Origin of the sequence: Arcobacter sp. 15-2 (assembly GCF_047159865.1) — a bacterium.
Lineage (GTDB): Bacteria > Campylobacterota > Campylobacteria > Campylobacterales > Arcobacteraceae > JAIOSF01.
In genome coordinates this window covers 2,180,222-2,205,417 of record NZ_AP038804.1, presented here as the reverse complement: position 1 = coordinate 2,205,417, position 25,196 = coordinate 2,180,222, and the positions used below count along the sequence as shown (strand labels likewise).

At 28.9% G+C, this 25,196-nt stretch carries 24 protein-coding genes; 17 read left to right on the top strand and 7 right to left on the bottom strand.

What is annotated here, in order from left to right:
- Positions 1-19: 19 nt before the first annotated feature.
- The 16 genes from ACMCMH_RS11060 to ACMCMH_RS10985 all read left to right on the top strand — a co-directional run bounded on the left by ACMCMH_RS11060 (position 20) and on the right by ACMCMH_RS10985 (position 16,734).
- Positions 20-871 carry an ADP-ribosylglycohydrolase family protein gene (locus tag ACMCMH_RS11060; RefSeq protein ID WP_412725547.1) on the top strand — a complete coding sequence of 284 codons (852 nt, stop codon included), beginning with the start codon at positions 20-22 and terminating at the stop codon, positions 869-871.
- Positions 872-945: 74 nt separating this feature from the next.
- Positions 946-1,092: a hypothetical protein gene (locus ACMCMH_RS11055; RefSeq protein WP_412725545.1), complete on the top strand. Its 147-nt coding sequence runs from the start codon at positions 946-948 to the stop codon at positions 1,090-1,092.
- Between the two features lie 333 nt (positions 1,093-1,425).
- Complete coding sequence (locus tag ACMCMH_RS11050) at positions 1,426-3,261, top strand: P-loop NTPase fold protein (RefSeq protein WP_412725543.1); 1,836 nt, start codon at positions 1,426-1,428, stop codon at positions 3,259-3,261.
- Complete coding sequence (bluB, locus tag ACMCMH_RS11045) at positions 3,258-3,881, top strand: 5,6-dimethylbenzimidazole synthase (protein ID WP_412725541.1); 624 nt, start codon at positions 3,258-3,260, stop codon at positions 3,879-3,881. Before ACMCMH_RS11050 ends, bluB begins: the two co-directional genes overlap by 4 nt.
- On the top strand, positions 3,836-4,330 hold the full coding sequence (locus ACMCMH_RS11040) for an HD domain-containing protein (protein ID WP_412725539.1): 495 nt from the start codon (positions 3,836-3,838) through the stop codon (positions 4,328-4,330). The genes bluB and ACMCMH_RS11040 overlap by 46 nt, the downstream gene beginning before the upstream one ends.
- A gap of 2 nt (positions 4,331-4,332) precedes the next feature.
- Entirely contained in the window at positions 4,333-5,118 is a 786-nt protein-coding gene (locus ACMCMH_RS11035; RefSeq protein WP_412725537.1) for an EI24 domain-containing protein, read from the top strand.
- The gene (locus ACMCMH_RS11030; RefSeq protein ID WP_412725535.1) at positions 5,108-5,890 is read left to right on the top strand and encodes a phosphotransferase; all 783 of its coding nucleotides are present in this window, start codon (positions 5,108-5,110) and stop codon (positions 5,888-5,890) included. Before ACMCMH_RS11035 ends, ACMCMH_RS11030 begins: the two co-directional genes overlap by 11 nt.
- A complete protein-coding gene (locus tag ACMCMH_RS11025; RefSeq protein ID WP_412725533.1) occupies positions 5,887-6,900 on the top strand; it encodes an aminotransferase class I/II-fold pyridoxal phosphate-dependent enzyme in 1,014 nt (337 codons plus the stop codon). The genes ACMCMH_RS11030 and ACMCMH_RS11025 overlap by 4 nt, the downstream gene beginning before the upstream one ends.
- The gene (cbiB, locus tag ACMCMH_RS11020; RefSeq protein ID WP_412725531.1) at positions 6,891-7,769 is read left to right on the top strand and encodes an adenosylcobinamide-phosphate synthase CbiB; all 879 of its coding nucleotides are present in this window, start codon (positions 6,891-6,893) and stop codon (positions 7,767-7,769) included. The genes ACMCMH_RS11025 and cbiB overlap by 10 nt, the downstream gene beginning before the upstream one ends.
- A 20-nt stretch (positions 7,770-7,789) precedes the next feature.
- On the top strand, positions 7,790-8,848 hold the full coding sequence (cobT, locus tag ACMCMH_RS11015; RefSeq protein ID WP_412725529.1) for a nicotinate mononucleotide-dependent phosphoribosyltransferase CobT: 1,059 nt from the start codon (positions 7,790-7,792) through the stop codon (positions 8,846-8,848).
- 1 nt (position 8,849) lies between these two features.
- Entirely contained in the window at positions 8,850-9,350 is a 501-nt protein-coding gene (locus ACMCMH_RS11010) for a bifunctional adenosylcobinamide kinase/adenosylcobinamide-phosphate guanylyltransferase (protein ID WP_412725527.1), read from the top strand.
- Complete coding sequence (locus tag ACMCMH_RS11005; protein WP_412725525.1) at positions 9,347-10,036, top strand: adenosylcobinamide-GDP ribazoletransferase; 690 nt, start codon at positions 9,347-9,349, stop codon at positions 10,034-10,036. Before ACMCMH_RS11010 ends, ACMCMH_RS11005 begins: the two co-directional genes overlap by 4 nt.
- Before the next feature lie 248 nt (positions 10,037-10,284).
- A complete protein-coding gene (locus ACMCMH_RS11000) occupies positions 10,285-12,006 on the top strand; it encodes a sensor histidine kinase (RefSeq protein ID WP_412725523.1) in 1,722 nt (573 codons plus the stop codon).
- A 2-nt stretch (positions 12,007-12,008) separates the two neighbouring features.
- Positions 12,009-13,355 carry a cobyric acid synthase gene (locus ACMCMH_RS10995; RefSeq protein WP_412725521.1) on the top strand — a complete coding sequence of 449 codons (1,347 nt, stop codon included), beginning with the start codon at positions 12,009-12,011 and terminating at the stop codon, positions 13,353-13,355.
- On the top strand, positions 13,356-16,445 hold the full coding sequence (locus tag ACMCMH_RS10990; RefSeq protein WP_412725519.1) for an efflux RND transporter permease subunit: 3,090 nt from the start codon (positions 13,356-13,358) through the stop codon (positions 16,443-16,445). It begins immediately after the preceding gene.
- Between the two features lie 16 nt (positions 16,446-16,461).
- Positions 16,462-16,734, top strand: coding sequence for a hypothetical protein (locus tag ACMCMH_RS10985; RefSeq protein ID WP_412725517.1), 273 nt, complete (start codon positions 16,462-16,464; stop codon positions 16,732-16,734).
- On the opposite strand, the gene ACMCMH_RS10980 is transcribed toward ACMCMH_RS10985, so the two are convergent.
- Positions 16,731-17,123, bottom strand: coding sequence for a hypothetical protein (locus ACMCMH_RS10980; RefSeq protein ID WP_412725515.1), 393 nt, complete (start codon positions 17,121-17,123; stop codon positions 16,731-16,733). The genes ACMCMH_RS10985 and ACMCMH_RS10980 overlap by 4 nt on opposite strands.
- 81 nt (positions 17,124-17,204) lie before the next feature.
- On the bottom strand, positions 17,205-19,127 hold the full coding sequence (tkt, locus tag ACMCMH_RS10975) for a transketolase (protein ID WP_412725513.1): 1,923 nt from the start codon (positions 19,125-19,127) through the stop codon (positions 17,205-17,207).
- A 208-nt stretch (positions 19,128-19,335) separates the two neighbouring features.
- On the opposite strand from tkt, the gene topA reads away from it, so the two are divergent.
- A complete protein-coding gene (topA, locus tag ACMCMH_RS10970; protein WP_412725511.1) occupies positions 19,336-21,765 on the top strand; it encodes a type I DNA topoisomerase in 2,430 nt (809 codons plus the stop codon).
- A 110-nt stretch (positions 21,766-21,875) separates the two neighbouring features.
- Here topA and ACMCMH_RS10965 read toward each other — a convergent pair whose 3' ends face one another.
- From ACMCMH_RS10965 to ACMCMH_RS10945, 5 genes are all read right to left on the bottom strand, one after another.
- Complete coding sequence (locus ACMCMH_RS10965) at positions 21,876-23,057, bottom strand: DNA cytosine methyltransferase (protein ID WP_412725509.1); 1,182 nt, start codon at positions 23,055-23,057, stop codon at positions 21,876-21,878.
- A 5-nt stretch (positions 23,058-23,062) separates the two neighbouring features.
- Complete coding sequence (locus tag ACMCMH_RS10960) at positions 23,063-23,848, bottom strand: restriction endonuclease (RefSeq protein ID WP_412725507.1); 786 nt, start codon at positions 23,846-23,848, stop codon at positions 23,063-23,065.
- Positions 23,849-23,853: 5 nt separating this feature from the next.
- Positions 23,854-24,138, bottom strand: a complete 285-nt coding sequence (locus ACMCMH_RS10955; protein ID WP_412725505.1) for a hypothetical protein — start codon at positions 24,136-24,138, stop codon at positions 23,854-23,856.
- Positions 24,139-24,378: 240 nt separating this feature from the next.
- On the bottom strand, positions 24,379-24,588 hold the full coding sequence (locus tag ACMCMH_RS10950) for a DUF6500 family protein (protein ID WP_412725503.1): 210 nt from the start codon (positions 24,586-24,588) through the stop codon (positions 24,379-24,381).
- 92 nt (positions 24,589-24,680) lie between these two features.
- Positions 24,681-25,184: a dihydrofolate reductase gene (locus ACMCMH_RS10945; protein ID WP_412725501.1), complete on the bottom strand. Its 504-nt coding sequence runs from the start codon at positions 25,182-25,184 to the stop codon at positions 24,681-24,683.
- Between the last annotated feature and the right edge of the window lie 12 nt (positions 25,185-25,196).

The window sequence follows — 25,196 nt, the reverse complement described above, 5'->3', positions numbered from 1 at the left end:
AAGGCAAAAAGGATATATCATGTTTACAAAAGAAAAAATAGATGAGATTATAAGAGCCGTAAAAGTTGCTGATTCTTATAGTTTAGGTTCGCATTGGGTGTATGATGAAACTCAACTTCTTGAACTTCCTATAAACTGGGAAAAATTAAATGCACCACAAGCTATGTGGCACAAAGGTAAAAAAGCAGGAGATTTTACGCATATAGGAGATCAACTGCAATGGTTAGATGAGTATGTTCAAGATAAAGATTCATTTGAGCCGTTGGAGTATTTAACATTTTGGCAAGATAAAATGTCTACATATAATGGGTATATCGATGGAGCTACACGAAATACTTTAGCAAATATAGAAGCTGGAAATAATAGTGGTTCTGATTCTGATGATTTTTCTGTTATAGGTAGAATAGCACCTTTGCTAATGGTCTCAAAAAATGAAGATGAATTTGTATCAAATGTAGAAAAATTTGTGCAGCTTTCTCATAATTCCCCTAAAGTTATAGAATCAGCAATATTTTTTGCTAGATTACTTTTTAGAGTTGGTGAAGGTAAAAATATCGAGCTAGAGATATTGTCATTGAAAAATGCATTTGATTCGTTTATAGTAGAGGGTGTGGATAAGGGTACAGCATCAAAAGATGCAAATAGTTTTGACACTATACGAACTTTTGGTCCTGCTTGTGGAGTCGATGAAGGTTTTAGCGGTATTATTCATCTACTTACAAAATATCCAAACGATTTACAAGAACTACTAGTATCAAATGCAAAAGCTGGTGGAGATACAAGCTCACGAGCTATGGTAGCAACTATGATTTTTGTGGCAAATAAGTCAAGCGAAGATTTACCTAAAGAGTGGTTTGAGATTAATTGTTAACATTTTGCAATTCTTTTAATAACATAAAAAATAATTTGTTATACTTTATTTATAATAAATAGTTGGATAATAAAATGGAAAATACTTTTGATAAATGGAATAATGTTAAAAAAGAAACTCAGCAAAATAAACGAAAACTTGGTTTAAAACAAAGAGAGATTTTTTGGGTTAAATTAGGACAAAATATAGGAAGTGAAGAATACGGAAAAGGTGGTGATTAATTATAATAAAAAAACTTACAAGTGATTTATTTTTAGGCATTTCTATAACAACCACAATAAAATCGAATGATTATTTTCATTCTTTTTGCTATAATAACAAATCAAAAGGGATAGTTGAGAACTCAGCTATGATACTTCAACTAAAAACATTTAGTATCAAAAGAGTATTAAGTAAAATTGGTGTTGTAAATAAAGAAGATTTTGTACAAATAACAGAAAAGTCTAAAAGATTATTTAACCCCATCTAAAAGATGGGTGTGCCCGAAAGCGAATTATGAGAGTATTATATACTAAAATGAAAAAGTTGTCAAATAGGAGAGTTAAATAAAAGTTATGAATATTAATCCCAATCAACATATAACAGAATTTTTAAATTACTATTGTAGTTTACCAACTGCTCCTCAATACGCTGTAATGCTCAAAGGTAAATGGGGAAGTGGAAAAACTCACTTTATAAATGAGTATAAAAATGTATTAAACGAGAATAAGAAAAAGTATATTTATGTAAGTTTGTATGGTGTAACCTCTTATGATGAAATAGAGACAAAGTTTTTAGAAGTACTTCATCCAAAACTTTATAACAAAAAAACTATACTAGCAGGTAAAATTGCAAAGGGACTTTTAAAAGCTACATTAAAAGTTGATTTAGATGATGATGGGAAATCTGATGGAAGTATTAGTGGACAAGTGCCAAGTTTAAATGCAGGAGATCTACTAAATACAAAAGATTATATACTTATTTTTGATGACTTAGAAAGATGCAGTATCGATATAAATGATTTACTTGGATATATTAACTATTTTGTGGAACATCAAGAATATAAAGTAATATTACTAGCAAATGATGAAAAATTTAAATCTGAAAAATATCATGAAATAAAAGAAAAATTAATAGGAAAAACTTTTGAAGTAGTATCAAATACAAAGTTAGCTTATGATAGTTTTATAAAAGAGATTGAAGATAATGAACTTTTCTTCGATTATAAATGCGACATCATTAATATATACAAACAATCAGGTTACTATAATTTACGGGTATTTAGACAAGTTATATTAGAGTTTGATAGATTATCTAATACTTTAAAGTTGCAAAATTTTAGAGAGAAACTAATAAAAGATTTTATAAAAATATATTTCATATTAGCTATAGAAAGTAGATTATCAAAATATTCTATTTCTGATATTGAAATAAGCAAACAAAAATACTTTAAAATAATTTTATTGAATGATAATAATTCTAAGACAAATGAAAATGGATATAAGTTACTTATTTCAAAATATAAATTTCTTGATAGAATGGAATACATATTGCCATTAAATATATGGTCTGATATTTTGGATTCTTCTATTATAGAAATAGAGAAAATAATTAATTTTTTTCATGATTCTGAATATTATTTTGATGAAAACATACCTAAATGGAAAAAACTGATTACATTTAATAGACTCTTAGATTCCGAACTTCCAGGAATACTTAAATCTGTTGAAATTGATTTAGGAAATAAAAAATATAATCTAAATGATATATTGCAAATATCTAAACAATTATTAGACTTACAGAAAATTGGTTTATATACAATAGATATAGATAAACTTTATAAACTTCTTTATCAGAATATTGATTTTATATTTAAAAATAATTTTGTTACAGACGATCAATTATCTGAAATTAAACGATATAAAAGACTTAGTCCTGAAAGATATGATAATAATACTTTTGAATATTTAGAATTAAAAATAGAAAAACTTCATCTTCAAAATACAAAACTAGATGCACAGAATATTGTTAAATATTTAAAGGATGAAGATGAGAAATTATATGATTTAATTTCTACTACAAGAGTTAATAGTAAATACTATAATAAAGCTATATTATCTTTTATTGATATTGACAAGCTACTTGAAGTATTTTTAATTAATAAAAATGATTCGGCATATACATTTGGTTATTTAATTAATGATAGATATCAAGATGAACTTTATATTCCTGAATTAAAAAATGAAAAAGATTTTTTATATACCTTAAAAGAAAAAGTTATTGAAGAACAACAAAATAGACAAGGCAAGATTAGTGGATATAATTTAAATGAATATATATTGAAGCCCTTAAAAAAAGCAATAAATGACTTACAAACACATATTAATAATAAAAAAGAAAGTAAAAGTTGAAATTCACCAAAAAACAAAGTAAAACACTAAACAACATTATCAACTCTCGTAGAGATGTGCGTGGAAATAACTTTTTATCTAAAAAGATAAAAAAGAAGTATATAAATAAGATACTTGATGCAGGGCTACACGCTCCATCGGTTGGGTTTTCTCAGCCTTGGAAGTTTTTAGTTATAAAAGATGATGATATTAAACAAAAAGTTTATGAGAATTTTAATCAAGCTTATGATAAAAGTAAGAAATATTTTAAAAAGAGAGAGTTATATACAAAACTCAAACTAGAAGGTATAAGAGAAACCCCTATAAACATAGCTGTTTTTTATAAAAAACCTACAAAAAAAGTACTAGGACAAACAAGTTCTAAAAAAATGGGTGAGTATAGTGTAGTTTGTGCGATACAAAACATATGGCTCATGGCTCGAAGTCTAAACATAGGTATAGGTTGGGTGAGTATCATCGACCATAAGAAAGTACAAAAAACTTTAAATGTTAGCTCAAAATATAAACTTGTGGGCTATTTATGTGTGGGTTACCCAAAAAAGTTTTTAGATACTCCTGAGTTAGAAACTCTCAAATGGGAAAAAAAGAAAACAAAAAAGAAAGTGATATCGTGGCTGTAAAAAATAAACTAAGCTCAAAAGCATTTTGGGATACATTACTATTCAAACAAAACAAATGGCATAGGCATGGTGTGTTTATCCATACTCTAAAAGTGGTTTATCAAGTTCTAAAAGCAAGAGACTATAAGTTTTTGGCGACTGCATTTTTTCATGATTTAGGTAAACCAATCGTTGCGTATAGAGATGACGAGGATAAAAAAACAGGTGAATATTCTTTTACAGATCATGAAGAGGTAAGCTATCAGATAGTTAAAAACTGGCCTATTTTAAGTGACTGGTCAAAAGATATGATACGATACCATTATCTTATACGAGATCGTAAAAACTCTAAAAAAAGAGGAAACTTTAAACGACTTGAACGCTTAGAAAAAGCATGGAATAGTTTAAGTCCAGAGTTTATAAAAGACTTAGAACAATTTTTGATATATGATGATAAAGGGAAAAAATAGGTATGAGATTACTTGAGTTAAGTATAAAGGATTATTTTACTAAAGATATGTTGAAGCTGATTGTATTTCCTCTTATAGGAAGTTTTTTGGTGATGATGATTATGTTTTATGCTATTGCAGATATGGGACTTTCTCATTTAGAAGAAACACAAATACAAATACAACAACACCAAACTATGGTAGAAAACGGAGTAGTCCATGAAACTTCTTCAGATGAAACATATACAGGTAGTTCGATTATAGATTTTTTACTTAGATATACTGTAACATCGTGGATAGTGAGTTTTTTAGTTTATACTATTGGTTTATTTGCTATAGGATATTTGAGTATATTTACCTCTCTTATTATTGTAGGTTTTTTAACACCAAAGATTTTACATACTATTCATAAAAGACACTATTCTCACTTACAACTTGAAGAGGGTTATGATACTGCTGTTGGAAGTACATTTAAACTTTTAAAGACTACACTAGTGATGGTAGTATTACTCATTTTATTTATACCTTTATATTTTATACCTGTTATTAATATTATCGCTATTAACTTACCATTTTTTTATCTTTTTCATAAAATGTTAAACTATGATGTGAGTGCAAATATTATGTCATATGAAAGATTCAAACATTTATATTATTTTAACAAGTCATCATTTAGAGGAAAAACTCTGTTTTTATATGTAGTTTCTCTTATTCCCTTTGTTGCATTTTTTATATCTATTTTTTATATTATATATTTGGGTCATAGTTATTTTTATTTATTAGATACAGAAAATAAAAATGGGAATTAAAACAGTAATTACAAAAGGTGAACTTCCACTAAAATATAAAGAGTTTAATCTAATTGAAACAAAAGATGGTCTTACTCATAGTGTATATCTATTAGAAAATAAATATGTTTTAAAAATAGTAGAAGACACTACACAAGAAGCTATTTTAAATGAACAAAAACTTTTAGAAAATTTAGAAATACTTTGTGTACCAAAACTTTTAGATATATACAAAAAAGATAACAATACAATGGTATTTTATACTCAAATGTGTGGAAAAAGTATAGTTGAACCTACAATATTTCATATAAAACAAATTGCAGTTTTTTTAAAAGAGTTTCATAGTATTTCAAAAAACTTGTCATCTTCAAATAAAAAAATTTATAATAAAAAGTATTTAAAAAATCTTATACTACAAACAAAAGAACCTTTATTTTTAAACTATTTTAATACCATTCATTGTGAATTTAAAAATGATGGTGTAATACATGGTGATCTTTTTTGTGATAATGCAAAATTTAAAGATGATATTTTAAGTGGAGTATTTGATTTTATAGAAGCTTGTGAGGGTGATTTTGTATTTGACTTAGCTGTTGTAGCATTATCTTGGTGTTATGAAAAAGATATGTTAAATGAAAAAAAAGTACAAATACTACTTGATTCATATGGCTTAGATATAGATATAAAAGAGTTTAAATCGTATATAAAATATGCTTTGTTATATTATACAACTACAAGATATTTGAATAATCGAGATTATAAAGAATTATTAAAAAGGTTGAAAAATTTATGAATTTTAAACATGGTGGAGATGTAAAGGGTTTTGCACTTGAGATTGGTTGTGGTTTGAATGAAGTGATAGATTTATCATCAAATATTAATTTTATCAAACCTGATAAAAATATCGATTTTAATACTATAGATATCTCTTCATATCCTACTTATGAAAAACTTTATAAAAATATTGCAAATTTATATAAAATAGAAGATAGTGAATTAGAATTATTTAATGGCGCTAGTTCTGCTATCTTTTCTCTTTTCAAACTCTTTGATACAAGACTATGCTACATATATTCACCTGCTTATTTAGAGTATAAAAAAGCAGCACATACTTTTGACTATCATCTAGAACTAGTAAATCGTTTTGTAGATCTTGATATTGAGGTTGAAGAAAATTCTTTAGTAGTATTTGTAAATCCTAGCACGCCCGATGGTAGTTTTTATGATATTGATGCCCTACTTTCTAAGTGGATGGAAAAAAACTGTACTATTTTAATCGATGAATCATTTATAGAATTTTCTATGCAAAAATCTTGTTTGGAGTATATTAATAAGTACGATAAACTGTATGTTTTAAAATCTCTTACGAAATTTTACTCTTGTGCAGGGGTGCGAATAGGAAGTGTTGTATCATCTGTTAAAAATATCGAAGCTATTAAAAAATATGAACCGATGTGGAAAATATCTGAACTTGATATGGCTTATGTAAATGAGGTTATAAAAGATAAAAAATTTCCTCAAATATCAAAAGCAGTAAACATTACAAATAAAGAATATCTAGTAAAAATATTAAAAGAGTTCAAATATACAAATCATATCTTTGACTCATCAGCCAATTTTGTTTTAGTACAATTAAAAGAAATAAATGCACAAAAACTTCAAGAGTTATTAAAGCCATATAAAATAATGATAAGAGATTGTTCCAATTTTGACTTTTTAGATGATGAATTTGTACGAATTGCTGTAAAAAGTACTAAAAATTTAGAAAAACTAAAAAAGGCATTAGATTCTATATGTATATAACACTTACTTTAATAGCTTACCTCATAGATAGAGTTTTTGGCGAGTTTAAATATAATATCTATATAAAACATCCTGTAGTATATATGGGAAATTTTATTAAATACTTTGAAAAAAGATTTTATAAAGACTCAGTCATTCGTGGTACTTTATTAACTTTATCATTACTCTTTATTGTTTTTTACATTACTTACTCTATTACATATTTTATCTCAAATGTTTATGTCTTAGCAGTCATAGCTTCTGCTGGAATAGCATCTAAAATGTTATACGATAGTGTTAAAGATATAGTATCAAATCCTCAAAATATAAAATATTTAGTTAGCAGAGATACAAAATATTTAAATAATAGTGATATAAACAAAGCGGCAATAGAAACTTATGGAGAAAACTTTAGTGATGGTATAGTAGCCCCTCTTTTTTATCTTTTTTGTTTTGGTATAGTTGGTCTTTTTATATATAAAGCTATAAATACTTTAGATTCGATGGTTGGTTATAGAAATGAAAGATATGAAAAGTTTGGTAAATTTTCTGCTATTTTAGATGATGTGGTTAATTATATCCCTTCTCGTTTAACTGCAATAATTATTGCGATACTTTTTGGGAAAATCAACATAATCAAAAAAATATTTTCGTATGGGAAACTTCATGAAAGTCCAAACGCTGGTTATCCTATAAGTGCATTGGGATTTAGTATAGGTGTTAAACTTGGTGGAGATACCTCCTATTTTGGAAAAATCAAACACAAACCTAACTTTAGTGAAGGAAAAGTTGATATATCAAAAGAGGATATTTTAAATTCTTTGAAATTACGAGTGCGTTTTGATATATTTATAGTATTAATTTTGATACTATTACAAATAATTTTATAAATATATTATAAAGGATAAAAATGATTCATAATATTACTGGAAAGATAGACTTTATTGAAAGTTTACGAGGTAAAAAAGCTACATTTATGTTAGCTATGTCAAATACAGACACAGCAAATATAGAAGGCATCACACAAGCAGGAATACCAGGTAAAATTTATCTAACTCCTACATTAGATAGTGAATTTTTAACTACAGGTGAGGTTCGAAGTTTAGGTAATGTCGCAGCTACTCCAAAAGGTGTACCAACTCCTGCTTTGATAACAAGAGCTATACATCTTTTAAATCCATTTTCAAATATAGAACTTATCAATCTAGGACTAGAAAAACTTCCTAAAATAGATTACTTTAAAATACATGATTTTAGTATCAAACCAAGTGGAAGTATAAGTGATGGTGCAAATATAGATGCACAAAGTCTTTTTCAGCAAGGTGTTGCATTTGGACAAAAATATAAATGTAAAGATGACTATATCATTTTAGGTGAATCAGTACCAAGTGGTACAACAACTGCAAAAGCTACGGCATTAGCTTTAGGATATGACGCAAGTAAAAATTTCAGTAGTAGTTTTAAAGATGTTCCAAATGATGTACGAGAAAATACTATTCAAGATGCTTTAAAAAATATATCTTTAAATGATGATATTTTTAAAATACTTGGTAGTATATCTGATAATATGATTATATTTAATGCTGGATTTATTTTAGGCTTAAATAACTCAACGCCTATAATATTAGCTGGTGGAACTCAAATGGTGTGTGTTCTTTTAGTAGTAAATAAAATATTAGAAGTAATGCAAGGTGAAATAGAAACCTCAAACTTAGCACTCGCAACTACATCATGGATAGCAAATGATACAAATAGTGATATAGAAGCACTCTTAAATATGTGTAATTTTACTATAAATAGTTATTATGCCGATTTTAATTTTTTTGGTTCAAAACACCCTGCTTTAAAGCTTTATGATGACGGTGAAGCAAAAGAAGGTGTAGGAGCTGGTGGAGCTTTAGTGTATGGAATGATAAATGGACTGAACAAAGAACAAATCACAAAACAAGTAGAAGAGTTTTTAAAATAATATGTTCATATTATATTTTGGTGGACAAAAATCTGGCAAGTCTAAATTAGCTGAAAAAAAAGCTATAAAACTAGCTAAAAAAACCTCTAAAAAACCTTTTTATATAGCTACTTATGATGATAGTTATTTTGATGATGAGATGAAAAAAAGAGTAAAAGCCCATAAAAAACAAAGAAAAAACAACTTCACTACTATAGAAGAAACTACAAATTTACCTAAAGTGATAAAAGAAGGTGAAACATACCTTATAGATTGTATCTCGATGTGGATTTTAAATCATATTGAAGAAGATATCAATATACTTTCAAAACAACTAAAACAATTAAAGAAACTAAATACAAATATAGTTTTTGTTCTCAATGATGTTAATAGTGGAGTCATTCCTATAGATAAAATAAGTAGAAAGTTTGTAGATACTACAGGAATCATTGGTCAAAAATTAGCTTCATTTTGTGATGAAATATATGAAGTCAAACTTGGTATAAAAAAAAGGTTAAAATGAAAGATTTATTAAATGGTTTAAAATATGGTATATCATACTTCTCTATTATTCCCATAAAAGTTAAGAAATTTGAAGCAAATAATGATTTTTACAAAGGAGTACTATTTAGTCTTCCTTTGGTAGGCTTAGTTTTATCAAGTGTAATGATTCTGTTATTTTTAGTACTCCCTTTACCTACAATTTATAAAGCAATTTTATGTTCTATTTTATATCTTTTCTCTTATGGTTTTTTACATCTAGAAGCTGTTTGTGATACTATTGATGGATATTTTGCATCATTAAGTAAAAAAGATGTGTATGAGGTGATGCATGAACCACAGGTTGGAGCTATTGGGGCTATTGGTGGATTTTGTTTTGTTTTACTCAAAGTACTTGCTATTGCTTTTTTACTTTATAGTGAAGCTTATATTGTACTTATTTTAGCTTTTGTATTAAGTCGTAGCTCTTTATTTTTTGCTTTAGATTTAGAGTACCATAAAAGTAGTCTATTTATCAAAAGTATTCAAGAATCTTTTAAAACATCTGTTTTTGTTAAACTTCTTTTTTTACCTTTTCATCTTTTTACAAAACTTATATTATCCAAACTCAAAAAAAATTTGGGATTTCTGAATGGCGATACATTAGGGTTTACAATAGAGATACAAGAGATTATCTACCTAAATATAGCCATTTTGATTTTTTATTAAATTCTCATATATAAAAAATTAAAGAGTTTTAAAACTAAATATAGTAAAATTATATTTTATATAATGTATTGTAATTTTATATAAAATATGAAGGATGTAAAATCAAAAATCGATTACAACTGTTTCTTTTTGTTTCATTTATTATTATAAATATAATAATTTTTTTCTTATCAGATATCAATAAAGAAGAAAGAATCAATATTTCACTCAAAACGCACATACAAAAACTACAAAGCCACTATAAAGTCTTGCTTAACCAAGAGCAAATAACGGCAGATATTGCATATCAATCCACAGTCAACAATCAACAATTTTTAACAATATTTGAAAATGCTTTAGAAACCAACAATCAACAAAAAAGAGATTTATTAAGAGCAGAACTTTATACTCTTTTCAGTGATAAATATAAAGAACTTCTTAAAAGAGGTGTTTTACAATACCACTTTGTGTTCCCTGACAATACAGTTTTTTTACGATTTCATAAAGTTTCTAAATATGGGGATAATTTAACTAATATTCGATCAGATTTTAAGTATGTAAATGAAACAAAAAAAGTAATTCGTGGTTTTGCACAAGGAAGAACCGCACATGCTTTTCGAAATGTGTATCCTATTTTTAATAAAGATAAAAAACATTTGGGGGCTATAGAGATCTCTTTTTCAAGTGAATATCTTCAAGACAATTTTACGAATGTTGCAAATATCCATACTCATTTTTTAGTATGTAAAAGTATATTTGATGCTAAAGCTTGGAAAAGAGACCATTTAGTAGTTCAATATAGTCAAAGTATTGAACATGATAAATACATGATTAGTATGCCAAAGAGTCATACAAAAGATGAATATCATGTTCTTGTAGAACAAAAAGTAAAAGGTATTAAGTCTATAATTAAACAAAAAGTATCCAAAGGGAAACCATTTGCAATATATAATATTGATAATAGTATTAATGACTCAGCAGATGTGATCTCTTTTTTACCAATCCATAATAATATCAATAAAGAAATTTTAGCATGGATTGTTTCTTATGAAAAAGATGATTTTATTAAAGTAACGATAAATAATACAAACTATATTCGAATTATTTTATTTATTGGGTTATTAATACTTTTTTATTTTATCTATAAAACACTCAATCAAAAACAAAAATTAGAAGAAGCCGTAAATATAAAAACAGCAGAATTAAAAGATCTTAATGAAAATTTAGAACAAAAAATTATTATTGAGGTTGCTAAAAGTAAAGAGATAGAAACAAAACTATTTCAATCTGACAAAATGGTTAGTATGGGTGAGATGATTGGAAATATTGCTCATCAGTGGAGACAACCACTCTCTGCAATCTCTACAGGAGCAACAGGGATTATTGCAAAAAAAGAGTATGGAATATTAACAGATGAAGCACTTCTAGAAGCGTGTGGAAACATCAATAAACATGCACAATACCTCTCTCAAACAATCGATGATTTTAGAAACTATATAAAAGGTGATCGAGAAAAGAAAGTATTTTCTTTAAAAAATGATATAGATAGTTTCCTACATTTAATCGAGGGTTCTTCTAAAAAAGAGGTTATTGAAATAATTGTTGATATCGATGAAGAGATAGCTATAGATGGTTATCCAAATGAACTTGTTCAGTGTTTTATTAATATTTACAATAACGCGAAAGATGCATTTCATGAACAAGAGATAGGTTTAAAATATATTTTTATTACAAGTGAGATTATTGATAATGAAATAAAAATATATATCAAGGATAATGCAGGAGGCATTGATGAGAATATTATTCACAAAATATTTGAGCCTTACTTTACAACAAAACATAAAATGCAAGGAACAGGCTTGGGACTGCATATGACATACACTCTAATTGTAGAGGGAATGAATGGTAATATAGAAGTACACAATAGAACTTATGATTACAATCAAACAATATACACAGGGGCAGAGTTTATAATAACTTTGCCACGATAGTTATGAAAAATATCAGTATTTTTGGTACAAGTAGTGATGCTGGTAAATCAACCATTACTTTTGTTATCGCTCGTATTTTACAAGATATGGGTTATGATGTTGCCCCATTTAAAGCACAAAACGTTTCTAATAACTCTCATGTATGTGATGATGGTAAAGAGATAGCAATAGCCCAATACTTTCAAGCAGATGTTTTAAACATAGAAACATCATATCACCTCAATCCTGTACTCCTTAAATCTGGTCGAGGAAGTAGCGCTTCATTAATAGTAGAAGGTGAAGTTGTACAAAATAAAGATGTAAGAGAATATTATCGAGACCTCGATGTACTTAAACCTGCTGTAGATAGGTGTTTTAACTATTTAGATGATAAATATGATTGTTTAGTTTGTGAAGGTGCAGGAAGCCCTGTGGAGCTAAATCTTATGGATAAAGACCTCTCAAATATCTATATTGCTGATAATTTTAATACAAAAATAATACTTGTTGCAGATATTCAAAAAGGTGGTGTTTTTGCTTCAATTTGGGGTGTATATAATCTGCTTCCTGAAAAACTACGAAAAAATATTATTGGTGTTATTATCAATAAATTTCAAGGAGATATGAGTCTGTTTGATGAAGGTGTAAAAATCATTGAAGAGAGATTTGGTATACCTGTACTTGGTGTACTTCCGTATATGCCTTTTAATCTTGGTTTTGAAGATAGCGCTAGTTTAAAAAACTTTACTCAAAACTGTTCAAAAGCGACAAAAAAAGTTGCAGTTATTGCATATCCATATATGAGTAATTACAATGATTTTGAACCACTAATTGCAGATACAGATATCTGTTTAGAGTTTGTAAGCTCAAATGTATCTTTAGATAAATTTGATGAAGTGATACTTCCAGGAAGTAAACTCGTGATAAAAGATCTTCTTTGGTTAAAAGAAACTGGATTATTTGAACAACTAAAAACAAGACAAAAATCTATCACTGGTATCTGTGGGGGATATCAAATGATGTTTGAAAATATCATCGATGAGTTGTGTATTGAGACTGCTGTTCCTACAAAAGAATCTGGATTAGGTTTTATCGATGATAATATAATTTTTATGAAGGATAAGATACTTAAGAAGCAATTATACAAAGTGTTTAAGAATGATTGCGAAGGTTTTGAGATACACCACGGCATCAGCAAAAAGTACCCTTTAGAGTTTCAAAAAAATAATATTAAAGGGACATTTGTACATGGGTTTTACAATGATGAAAAATTTCAAATATACAAAAAGAAAACTATTGATGAGTTTATCTCTGTAATGAAAACGAAACTTGATGTTTCTAAGATATATGAAACAATACTGGATAAATAGATGATACAATCGATTATAAAATTTGGTTTAGAAAAACCAATACTAAACTATATGTTACTACTTTTTGTATTTATTTTATCTGTATTTTCATATATGAAAATCCCTAAAGAGATTTTTCCTATTTCAAGTTTAGATGCAATAAGTATCAACGGTAACTATGCAGGAGCTAGTAGTGATATCTTGAATAAACTAGCTGTCCAAAAAATAGAAGATGAACTAGGAAGTATCAGTGAAGCAGATACCATATCTACGGTAGTAAAAACAGGCTTTTTTAGTATCAATATCAAACTAAAAAGTGGATATAAAGTAACTGATGTTATGGATGATATAAAAGATATCGTTACAAAGATACGATCTGACTTACCTACAGATATGGATGAACCAACAGTAAAAGAGATAACGAGTGCTTTTCCACTTGTAACTATAGCTATTTTTGGAGACAAATCAAGAGAAGAACTAATAGAGATAGCAGATAGTATTAAAACAAAAGTAAATAAAATAGGCGATTTAAGTGAAGTTACTATTTGGGGAGATAGCGATAAAGAGTTACTTATTACTTTTGATGAAGCAAAAATAGAAGCATATGGGTTAAATAAAGCTTTAGTAGTAAATACAATAGCCAACACTAGTTCAATTTTTCCAGCTGGTATCATTAAAGATAAAGGCTCACACTACTATCTAAGTAGTCAAAATGGGGAAAAGGATTTAATTAAACTCAATAACACAATACTTAAATTTAATACACAATCTATTTATTTAAAAGATATTGCAAACATAGAATACAAACTAGCCGATGTCTCTACAAAATCCCACTACAACGGTAAACTAGATATGTCTATAGGGATAAATAAAGGTCGTAGTGGAGATAGTATCGCTTTAGTAAAAGAGATAAAAGAAATTTTAGAAATTGAACAAAAGAAGTATTCTGATGTTACTTTTGATACTTATACTGATACTTCTATTTGGATAAAAAACAGGCTAAATACTGTTGTGAGTAATATACTTTTTGGAATTATTCTTTTATCAACTGCCCTATTCTTTTTTATTAACTTTAGAATCGCTTTTGTTGTAGCTATAGGAATACCCACAAGTTTTATGATAGGACTTGTAAGTGCAGAACAACTAGGATATAGTTTAAATATGTTATCTCTTTTAGGAGCACTTTTAGCTCTTGGTATGCTTGTAGATGAAGCTATTGTTGTTGCAGAAAATATTTATAGACACCTCGAGATGGGAAAAGATAAGATGACAGCAGCACTTGATGGTGCAACAGAGATGTTTCCTGCAGTATTAACTGCAACAGCTACAACTATTTTTGCATTCTTACCTATTTTACTTATGACAGGAGAAACTGGCGTTTTTATGAGGATACTTCCTATCATGATATCTGTACTATTGGTAAGTTCTCTTTTAGAAGCATTTTTCTTTTTACCTTTACATGCAAAACACTCACTAAAAGTAAATAAAGAGGATGCAAAAGCAGATAATATTTGGACAAAAAACAAAAAACTATATAGAACAGTTTTATCATTTCTTTTAAAATGGAAATATATAGCATTTGTTTCATTACTTGCATTTATTATTGTAGCAACTATGGGTGTAGGGAAAATTTTAAAGTTTGAGTTTATGCCAGATTTTGATACTACGCAAGTATATGTTTCTGGTTCTGTTGGTGTGGGGCATGATATCGATGAGACAGAAGAGATTGTATTAAAACTAGAAAAAAAACTTCTTGATAATTTTGATTTGGGTACTGAAATAGATAGTATTAGTTCAGTTATAGGACTTAAACTAGATGGAAAACAACTTCCTCAAAATGAAGAGTTTTATTTTCAAATTTTTGTAAATCTTCAAGAGCGAGCACCATCAAACTTTTTTGATAAGTATATCAACCCATATTTAAGTCCAAAATATGATGATACAGATATGACTAGAATAGAACCAGCGCAAATAATATCTGACAAAATAAATGAAGTACTCAAAGAAGAAGTAAACTCAAATAAGTTCCCAGAACTCAATATCTATGTACCAGGGGCTGGAATCGTAAGTCATGATATAGAGCTAAGTTTAAATAGTCAAAATAAAAAAGCTTTAGCAAAAGCTATAGTAACAATCGAAAAAGAACTCGCTTTAATCAAAGGGATTACAAATATTGCAAATGATGTTTTAATAGGAAATAAAGAGCTAAAATTTTCAGTAAATAGTTATGGTCAGAGGTTAGGTTTTACTGAAAGTGGTATCGTTAATGAACTCAAACCTTTTTATTTTAAAGCTAGTTTTGCAAAAATGTATGATGCTCAAGGTATAGTAGAGATTGTGATGCAGTCAAAAAACAAAGACCTCAAAAGCTCACTAGACCAATTTGAACTTACTATACCAAATAGCACTCAAAAAGTACTTCTAAAAGAGATTGTGACATTTCAAGAGATATCAACACTGAGTCAAATTTTTAAAGAAGATGGTACAGCAATACAAAGTATAACAGCAAGTATCAGTGGAGATATCACAAGTGATGAAGTGTATACAAAACTACAACCAACACTGACACAACTCAAAAAAACAGTTACTATAGATATTAAAGGGGAACAAAAAGAGAACAAAAAAGTGCAAGAGGAGATGGCTGAAGCTGCTCTTATTGCTATTGTTCTTATTTTTATATCTTTAGTTTGGATGTTTGATTCTATTATAAAATCTTTTATCATATTGAGTACTATTCCATTGTCAATTTTAGGTGTACTTATAGGACATCTTGTAATGGGTCTAAATTTAACTATGCCTGGACTTATTGGTATGGTGGGATTAGCAGGTGTTATAGTAAATGATGGTATAATCATGATGGATTTTATAAAGAAAGCTAAAGACATAGAAGAGTTAAAAGAATATGCACTATTAAGACTTCGTCCAATTTTATTGACATCTTTGACAACTATTTTAGGACTCAGTACTCTAATATTTTTTGCATCAGGTCAATCTCTTATTTTACAACCTATGGCTGTTGCTTTAGGTTTTGGGATATTGTGGGCTACAGTATTAAACTTATACTATGTACCAATGTTGTATAGACTGATATATCTAAGAGAATCAAACTAAAAAAAGGAAAATTTATATGAAAAGATGTGATTTAAAATTAAAAGAATTAATTGAAGAAACTGTTATGCCAGATATCGAAGATAGACTAGATGAGATTTTTGCTGATATTGCAAGTAGTAAAGATGCTACAGAGGAACAAAATGAAGAGATAAAAGACCTTCATGAGATGAGAGATGAGTTTAATGATATCTTAAAAGATATCGAAAACAGAGAGTTAGATAAAGAAGAATGTGCTGAATTATATCAAGAGATTACAGATATGATTAGTGACTCAGAAGAGGAAGATTAGTCGAAGTTTTTCGACATAACCTCTTTCCAGTCTCTACTGAAGTTTTTTCTTACATAACTAACTTTATGTGGTACAGTACATCCAGAGCAGTCTTGATGTACAAAACCGTCTTTTGAAGTGATACTACCACCATCCTTACTATTTATATCACAAGTGCTTGATTTCTCCCCTACTCGGAAGTTGGGACAGGCACACAGATAACAATTAAGAGTTTCCATATCGTGACATTTTTTATTTTTTGCATACATTACACAAAAGTCTGGTTCTTTTTCTACCATATTATCAAAGTCAAAGTATTGGATAAGTTCCTCATCACTAAGATGTGAGAGTTTTTCTACGAGTTTTTTGTGTTTTTGTGCATGTTCTTCATGCCAAGATTGGTAAGACATATTTTTTCTTTCTATTAAAATAGGAAATAATAGCTAGTCTAATATAAATATCAGACCAAGGCTATTAATTAAGAATATTTCCTAAGAAACGAATTCTTTGATATTTGCAACAAGTTTTTCTGTTGTAAAACCAAATTTATCAAATAACTGACCAGCAGGTCCACTTTCACCAAATGTACTCATACCGATAACATGATCTGCAAATTTATAGTACTCTATAGCTGTTGCAGCTTCTACAGCGATTACAAATGTTTCTTCCATATTGATAATTTCTTCAATATAGTCTTCATCTTGCTCACATAAAAGATCAAAACAAGGAACAGAGACAACATTTACAATGATATCTTGTTTTTCTAATTCAGCCGCTGCGTCTAAACAAAGTGCTACTTCACTACCAGAAGCCATCAAAGTTACATCAGCACCTTCTCTTTTTTCTAATAAATATCCACCATTTGAAACATCACCAGTAACTTTAGCACCTTTTAAATTTCTAAGTTTTTGTCTTGAACATACAAATCCTGTAGGAGCATCCATAGTAAGAGCAGTTTTCCAACACTCGATATTTTCTGTTGCATCAGCTGGTCTAAATGTATAGAAATTAGGCATAGCTCTAAATTGAGATAATTGCTCAATTGGTTGATGTGTAGCACCATCTTCACCTACACCAATACTATCATGAGTCCATACAAAATGTGTAGGGATATTTGAAAGTGCTGCTACTCTTGCAGCTGGTTTTAAATAATCAGAGAAGATAAAGAATGTTGCATTAAATACTTTAAATAATCCATATACATTCATAGCATTTGTAATAGCAGCCATCGAATGTTCTTTGATACCAAAGTGGATATTTCTTCCTTTTGGAAAATCTCCCATACCTGTAAGTTCTGTTTTATTTGAAGGAGCTAAATCTGCACTACCGCCAATGAAACCTGGAACTGTACTAGCAATTGCATTTAAAACTTTATGGTTAGAATCTCTTGTCGCCATATCTGAAACCTCTGAAAAATCTGGGTAAGAGATATTTTCAAAAGAAGGATTAATAAGTGTATTTAACTTATCATTTTCTTCAGCTGTTAAAGATGCAGTCCAAGCTGAACTTAACTCTGCACCAGTTACTGATTTATCAAAAGCAGCTTTTACTTCTGCATCTACTACAAATGAAGCACTTGCATCAAATCCTGCTTTTGTTTTAGAAGCAGCTAATTCATCGTTACCTAATGGAGCACCATGAGTATGGTGAGAACCTTCCATAGTAGCAGCACCTTTACCAATAGCAGTTTTAGCGATGATTAATGTTGGTTTATCACTATTTCTTGAAGACTCTAAAGCTTTATCAATAGCATCAAAATCATGACCATCAATTGTAATAACATCAAAGTTAATAGCTTCAAATCTTTTCGCTACATCTTCACTCCAAGCAATAGAGATATCACCTTCAATAGTAATGTCATTTGAATCATAAATAATAGTTAAGTTTGAAGTTTGTTGGTGTCCTGCTGTTGCACAAGCTTCATAAGAAATACCCTCTTGTAAATCTCCATCACCACAAAAACAGTATACATGATGATCTATTACGTCATTTGTAGTATTTAATTCATGTTTAGCATATGATGAAGCCATAGCGAAACCAACTGCATTTGCAACACCTTGTCCTAATGGTCCAGTAGTAATCTCTACACCATGTGTATGTTTATATTCTGGATGTCCTGGAGTTTTACTACCAGTTTGTCTGAATTGTTTTAAATCTTCAATAGTTACATCAAATCCCCAAAGGTGTAAAAGTGAATAAACCATACTTGAAGCATGTCCACCACTAAATACTAATCTATCTCTATTTAACCATGTAGAGTTTGTAGGATCAACTTTTAAATATTTACTTAAAACTGTAGCAATATCAGCCATACCCATAGGAGCACCAGGGTGTCCACTGTTTGCTGCTTGCACCATATCAGCTGCTAAAAATCTAATCGTATCTGCTTGTTTTTGTAATAATTCTAATGACAATTTATTATCCTAATTTGTTAATTTTCGTTGATTATATCTAAAGTTTAGTAAATTTCAAATTTGGCACTTCTTTTAAGTAATCATTTAGTAATTTATCATTATTGATGAGTATAAACTTATTTAAGTACTATATTAATATAGAATTAATTTAAATTAAATTTTTTTATGTTAGTATTCGATTTATAAAACACAAATCTTAAGGCAATCTATGAAAAACTTAGTGATAGTTGAGTCACCTGCAAAAGCTAGAACAATATCGAAATTTTTAGGATCAGACTATACAGTCATGGCATCTATGGGTCATGTAAGAGATCTTCCTAAATCAAAACTTGGGTTTGATCCAGAAGATAACTTCAAACCTCAGTATATGGTCTCTCGAGATAAAAGCAAAGTAATAGCTGATTTAAAAAAACAGATCAAAAAAGACACTGTTATTTACCTCGCGGCCGATGAGGATAGGGAGGGTGAGGCAATTGCTTGGCATCTTATCCCTGCACTAAAAATAGAAAAGAATCCTTTAAAAAGAATAGTTTTTCATGAGATTACAGAAAAAGCAATTTTAGAAGCTTTAGCAAACCCAAGAGATGTTGACCAAAATTTAGTTGATGCGCAACAAGCAAGAAGAATTTTAGATAGAGCAGTAGGATATAAACTATCTCCTCTAATCTGGAAAAAAGTACGATATGGTTTGAGTGCTGGTCGTGTGCAAAGTGTTGCAGTTAGAATTTTAGTTGATAGAGAAAAAGAGATTGAAGCATTTATCCCTGTAGAATTTTGGAAAGTAAAAACAGAATTTAATACACCAGAATTTAAAGCAGACTTAGCAAAAATCGATAATAAAATAGCAAAAATCAATAATGAAGCAGAAGCAAAAATTATCGAAGACTCTTGTAATAAGGGTCAATATATACTTGAGGATATAGAAGAAAAAGAGAGTAAAAGAAATCCTGCTCCTCCTTTTACAACTTCAACCTTACAACAGGAAGCCAGTAGAAAAGCTGGTTTTGGTGTAAAACAAACAATGATAGTAGCCCAACAACTTTATGAGGGTAGTGTTACAATTCCAGGTCATACTGGAGGTCTCATAACATATATGAGAACAGATAGTGTAAATCTATCTTCATTTGCTACAAGTGCTGCAAAAGAAGTTATTACTAGTGAATATGGAAATCAATATGCATTAGCAAAACCTAGACACTATAAAAGCAAAGCAAAAGGTGCTCAAGAAGCCCATGAAGCGATTCGTCCAGTTAATTTGGCACTGAAACCTAGTGATGTAAAACCATATTTAGACCATAGTCAATACAGACTTTATAGCCTTATTTGGAAAAGAACAATAGCAACACAGATGGCACAAGCAGTAGTAGCAAATACTACATATAAAATATCAGCTGGCGCAAACAAAGAATATGAATTTCAATCTAAAGGAACAAGAATAGTATTTGCAGGATTTATGAAAGCATATACAGAGGGAAGTGATGATCCTGAAGCTGCTTTAGATAATACAGAAAAGATTTTACCTACTATTTCAAAAGGTACAGTTTTAAATCTTGAGAAACTTATAACAGAACAAAATTTTACTAAGCCACCTGCTAGATACTCAGAAGCTGCTTTGGTTAAAAAAATGGAAGCAGAAGGTATCGGAAGACCTTCTACTTATGCTCCAACAATTGCCACAATTCAAGCAAGAGAATATGTAATAAAAACAGAAGATAAAAAACTACAACCAACTTTAATAGGTACAGTTGTAAACGACTTTTTAGTTGAGCATTTTGAAAACATTGTAAGTCTTGGATTTACAGCATATGTAGAAGAAGAGTTTGATAAAATTGCTGATGGTGAGATGGCATGGGAAGATGTTATGAAAGAGTTTTATGAACCATTTGTTAAAAATGTAGATGATAAAACAGAAAATGCGCCTCGTGCTAAATTTTCAGACATACGAGAGTTAGGGGAACATCCTGAGCTTAAAAAGCCAATCACAGCGCGTGTAGGACAATATGGTCCGTATGTACAATGTGGAACAAAAGAGGATGAAGAGAAACCAAAAATAGCTTCTATTCCTAAAACAATAAGTGTAAATAATATAACATTGGAAGAATCACTTGTATTATTACAACTTCCTAAAGTTTTAGGACAAGATGAAAATGGAAATGATATAAAAGTAAATATAGGTAGATTTGGTCCTTATTTACAAATCAAATCTGAATATTTTTCACTAAAGGAGGATGATCCGTATACAGTTGAACTTCCTCGTGCTTTGGAAGTAATCAAAGAACTCAAAGAGATAAAAGCAAAAGCATTATTAAAAGACTTTCCAGAAGAAGAAACACAAATTTTAATAGGACGATATGGTCCATATATCAAATCGAAAAAGAAAAACTATAAACTTCCAAAAGAGTTAGATGAGCAAGATATTAAAGCTTTAAATTGGGATGAAGTAAAAGAGATTATTAAAAACCAACCAGTTAAAGGTAGACGAGGAGCAGCAGCTAAAAAAGCACCTGCAAAGAAAGCTACAACAGCTAAAAAGAAAACTACAGCAGTGAAAAAAACTCCTGCTAAAAAAGCAACAACTGCAGCTAAAAAACCTGCAGTAAAAAAGACAACTACTGCAACAAAAAAAGAGACTAAATAATAATTTAGTCTCTTTCTCAAAGAATAAATACAAATTAGTATTTATAATTGCTGTCTAACGGTTGAGTTGAAAGAGAAGGGATATTTACAAGTGAAAATTTGGTTTTAGATTTAACTAGCTTTCTTAGTTAAAAGCTCAATCTTTTGCTCTGTACTCTTGTTCTTTTCCAACGAATTGTTATCTGTTACTAAGTGCTTCTTTATTGAATTCTTCAAGGCTATTGATAAAAAAGTAGGTACAGCATTTCCTATTTGTAAATTTTTCGAACTTCTTGAGCCATAAAAAATATAGCTATCTGGAAAACATTGTATTCTTGCACCTTCTCTAGTTGTTAATGGTCGTGGTGCTTTTGGATGAATACATCTTGAAGATGATGGAGTACTCAAATTTCTGGTAATTGTAGGTGCTGGTCTTTTCCACCATAATCTACAATATGTATTTTTAAATCCACTTGTTGGTCTTAACTCTTCAGGTGCATCTAGTGGTGTTCCACCATCAGGTAAACATTCCATAAGTTTCACTAATTTTTCATTATTTTTTGGTGAATTATGATCCATTAGTCTTTCAGGTGCTTTTTTTCTCATTAATCTTTGAAATTCATTATTTGATTTACTGCTATATTCAAAACTTTCTTCATTGCTTTTAATAAATGGTAAATCACTTATAGCTTCTGATAGCGTTAAATATGGTTTTAAATCTTGGTTAAAAATATTATTATCATCTGAATTACAATGGGTTTTATTTGGATATTCAAAATCTTGATTTAATTTTGTACCAATTATAATCACTCTTTCTCTAATTTGTGGTACACCATAATCTGCTGAATTTAAAACTTTGTATTTAACTTTGTATCCTAAAGACTCAAAAAGTGATAAAATTGTTTTTAATAATTCCCCCTTTTGCATTGATAAAAGTCCTTTAACATTTTCAAATAAAAACACTTTTGGGTTTAATTCTTCTAGAACTCTATAATACTCTTGAAATAATTGACCTCTTGGGTCATCAATTAATCTTTTTCCAACAGTTGAAAATGCTTGACAAGGTGGGCCACCAACGATTAAATCAATATCACCTTTTTTTATTTGTAAATCTTCTGTAAGATTTTTAAGTCCAAAGTCTTTAATATCTCGATTATACATCTTAACAGTTGGATGATTTAACGAATATGCTTTAGCCATATCAGGTAAAAGTTCATTTGCGGCTATTATTTCAAAATTATTATCATGAGCGAAACCATAACTAAGCCCACCAACTCCTGCAAATAAGTCTAAAACTTTAAATTTCTTGTTCATCATTTTTAATCTGCAAATATTTCGTTTAATGAAGGTGGAGTTTCTGTCAGTTTCCAAGTAAAATAGTTTTGGTCTATATTAAAAACAGTTTGACCTTCCATCTGTTGTCTTGTAATCCAGTTTACACTATCATCTTCTATCTCATCTAGTTTAATAAATGCTACTTGCCCATTAAATAAATCAAAATGAATTCCTAATGAAGATATTCTCTTTGTTTCAAAAATTCTTTTTGCTTCTAAAACTTTATGTTGTTTGATATCATTTACACCGACAAATCCAGATTGTACTTCAATTCTTAATTTATTACCATCTTTTAATGTAACTTCTAAATCTGCTGTTGGTGTTCTTTTGAATGATTCAATATTTACTAAGTCATCATCCCCAATTAATGATATATCTTCAAGATTCACTTCAAATATTTTACTTAATGCTTTAAGGAAATAATTCGAGATAATATATCCTCTCATCCATGAAAAATAAACTTGCTCTGGTCTTCTTCCTTGATTGTTCAATCTTTGTATAATATCATTATCTTTTAATTTATTAAAAACTAATTCTACATTATCAGTGCAAAATTCATCTATTTTTAGTATGTTAATATCTGTTGAAACTAATGAATTTATTTTTATTATTATTTCAATAAGTCTAGTATTTAATAATTTAATATAATTGTAATCAACGGTAGGAGTTATATCTTTTCCTGCAAAAAACTTTTTAACATCACCTTGGTTTGTAAAGCCTAGTTCTTTTCTATATTCTTTAAAATATTGTGTTGTTATTAATGTATCCATATTAATTAATCTTTTGGTAAATATGTAAGAATATCTTCAATAAATTTGGCACTTATTTGTCCATTATCACCTATATGTTCAGTATCTGGAGGCGTTCCTAATTGACTATTTATATGTTGTACAATTGTTGGCTTATCTGAATTTTTATTGATTAATTTTGTTATACCATGACTTATCTCAAGTAAGCCATCTTTGGTTATTGTTCCATTTTGAGGATTAAATAAATTTGTAGATATAGTTATATTAAGCTTAGTTAATAAGTCTTCCATTAGTTCTTGTTTTGTTTTCATAAGCACCCTTGATATTATAAATTTTATTATATCTAAGTTTTATTTATAGAGTTATGAGAGTAAAATAGTAAATATAAATTTCATCAGATAACGACTGAAGCAATGGACAAGTGACCCATTTTTCAGTTTGCTTATTTCTTTGAATAACCACTAAATGATAACTAATAAAGGTTTAAAATCGCAGGGTCACTTGTTCTCTTTCGGTGTTTTGTTATGTTTGATTGTTAGTAAAAGTTAATTTTACTCTACCATTTCTTTTATTTTGATTGCTTTTTCAAAGTGGTCTAACTTATTTGTTAGTATCCACCATTGGGCAACTTCCATTAATAATTCTGGGTCATCATTTTCATTTGCAAAAAATGCATAAAATGATAGTCCAACATTTGAGCCTTTGGCTTCAATTTTTTTATTGCAAACTTCAATAATTTTCTTTTTGAAAGATTCTCTCATTTTTTTACTTTACTCCTGAACATAACTAGTTATTACCAATCATTTTAGTTGTATAACACCGTTTTCAGTACTAAAACAACATTTTATAAAAATCAATCTTTTTTAATCCACACCTTAAAATTCCAAGCTGGACTTTTTACTTTTCCATCAACGATGATAGCTTCGTGTGTTTTTTCTTCTGTTAGATCCCACGATGAGAAGTCTATCTCTTTTAAAAAAGCATCGGCAATTCCCTCAAAATCGACTTCACTTAAATACATTTTATTTACATAAGGAAACATAGTTTCATAGATATTGGCACCACCTATTATAAAGAGTTCTTCTTCTGCATTTTCTCGTGCAAAGTTGAGTGCTTTTTGTATATCATTAAAAGTGTGAACTCCTTCACACTCAAAACCACTATTAGATAATACTATTGATATTCTATTTGGGAGTGGTTTTCCTATTGATTCAAATGTTTTTCTTCCCATAAGTATATGATGTCCGCTTGTGATGGTTTTGAAGTTTTTAAAATCTTCACTTATATGCCATAACATTTGATTTTTTAGCCCTATTTCCCAGTTTTTTCCGTATGCTACTATCATTGAAATTTTCATAATATTTGCCTT

Excerpts from the sequence above, each read along its gene's own strand:
- ACMCMH_RS10980 (WP_412725515.1), bottom strand. The coding sequence starts at position 17,123 with ATGTCTTACCAATCTTGGCATGAAGAACATGCACAAAAACACAAAAAA.
- ACMCMH_RS11060 (WP_412725547.1), top strand. The coding sequence starts at position 20 with ATGTTTACAAAAGAAAAAATAGATGAGATTATAAGAGCCGTAAAAGTT.
- ACMCMH_RS11035 (WP_412725537.1), top strand. The coding sequence starts at position 4,333 with ATGAGATTACTTGAGTTAAGTATAAAGGATTATTTTACTAAAGATATG.
- ACMCMH_RS10950 (WP_412725503.1), bottom strand. The coding sequence starts at position 24,588 with ATGAGAGAATCTTTCAAAAAGAAAATTATTGAAGTTTGCAATAAAAAA.
- ACMCMH_RS10965 (WP_412725509.1), bottom strand. The coding sequence starts at position 23,057 with ATGAACAAGAAATTTAAAGTTTTAGACTTATTTGCAGGAGTTGGTGGG.
- ACMCMH_RS11010 (WP_412725527.1), top strand. The coding sequence starts at position 8,850 with ATGTTCATATTATATTTTGGTGGACAAAAATCTGGCAAGTCTAAATTA.
- ACMCMH_RS10960 (WP_412725507.1), bottom strand. The coding sequence starts at position 23,848 with ATGGATACATTAATAACAACACAATATTTTAAAGAATATAGAAAAGAA.
- ACMCMH_RS11005 (WP_412725525.1), top strand. The coding sequence starts at position 9,347 with ATGAAAGATTTATTAAATGGTTTAAAATATGGTATATCATACTTCTCT.
- ACMCMH_RS10990 (WP_412725519.1), top strand. The coding sequence starts at position 13,356 with ATGATACAATCGATTATAAAATTTGGTTTAGAAAAACCAATACTAAAC.
- ACMCMH_RS10955 (WP_412725505.1), bottom strand. The coding sequence starts at position 24,138 with ATGAAAACAAAACAAGAACTAATGGAAGACTTATTAACTAAGCTTAAT.
- ACMCMH_RS11030 (WP_412725535.1), top strand. The coding sequence starts at position 5,108 with ATGGGAATTAAAACAGTAATTACAAAAGGTGAACTTCCACTAAAATAT.
- ACMCMH_RS11050 (WP_412725543.1), top strand. The coding sequence starts at position 1,426 with ATGAATATTAATCCCAATCAACATATAACAGAATTTTTAAATTACTAT.
- ACMCMH_RS11025 (WP_412725533.1), top strand. The coding sequence starts at position 5,887 with ATGAATTTTAAACATGGTGGAGATGTAAAGGGTTTTGCACTTGAGATT.
- ACMCMH_RS10945 (WP_412725501.1), bottom strand. The coding sequence starts at position 25,184 with ATGAAAATTTCAATGATAGTAGCATACGGAAAAAACTGGGAAATAGGG.
- topA (WP_412725511.1), top strand. The coding sequence starts at position 19,336 with ATGAAAAACTTAGTGATAGTTGAGTCACCTGCAAAAGCTAGAACAATA.
- cobT (WP_412725529.1), top strand. The coding sequence starts at position 7,790 with ATGATTCATAATATTACTGGAAAGATAGACTTTATTGAAAGTTTACGA.
- ACMCMH_RS11040 (WP_412725539.1), top strand. The coding sequence starts at position 3,836 with ATGGGAAAAAAAGAAAACAAAAAAGAAAGTGATATCGTGGCTGTAAAA.
- ACMCMH_RS10985 (WP_412725517.1), top strand. The coding sequence starts at position 16,462 with ATGAAAAGATGTGATTTAAAATTAAAAGAATTAATTGAAGAAACTGTT.
- cbiB (WP_412725531.1), top strand. The coding sequence starts at position 6,891 with ATGTATATAACACTTACTTTAATAGCTTACCTCATAGATAGAGTTTTT.
- ACMCMH_RS11055 (WP_412725545.1), top strand. The coding sequence starts at position 946 with ATGGAAAATACTTTTGATAAATGGAATAATGTTAAAAAAGAAACTCAG.
- ACMCMH_RS10995 (WP_412725521.1), top strand. The coding sequence starts at position 12,009 with ATGAAAAATATCAGTATTTTTGGTACAAGTAGTGATGCTGGTAAATCA.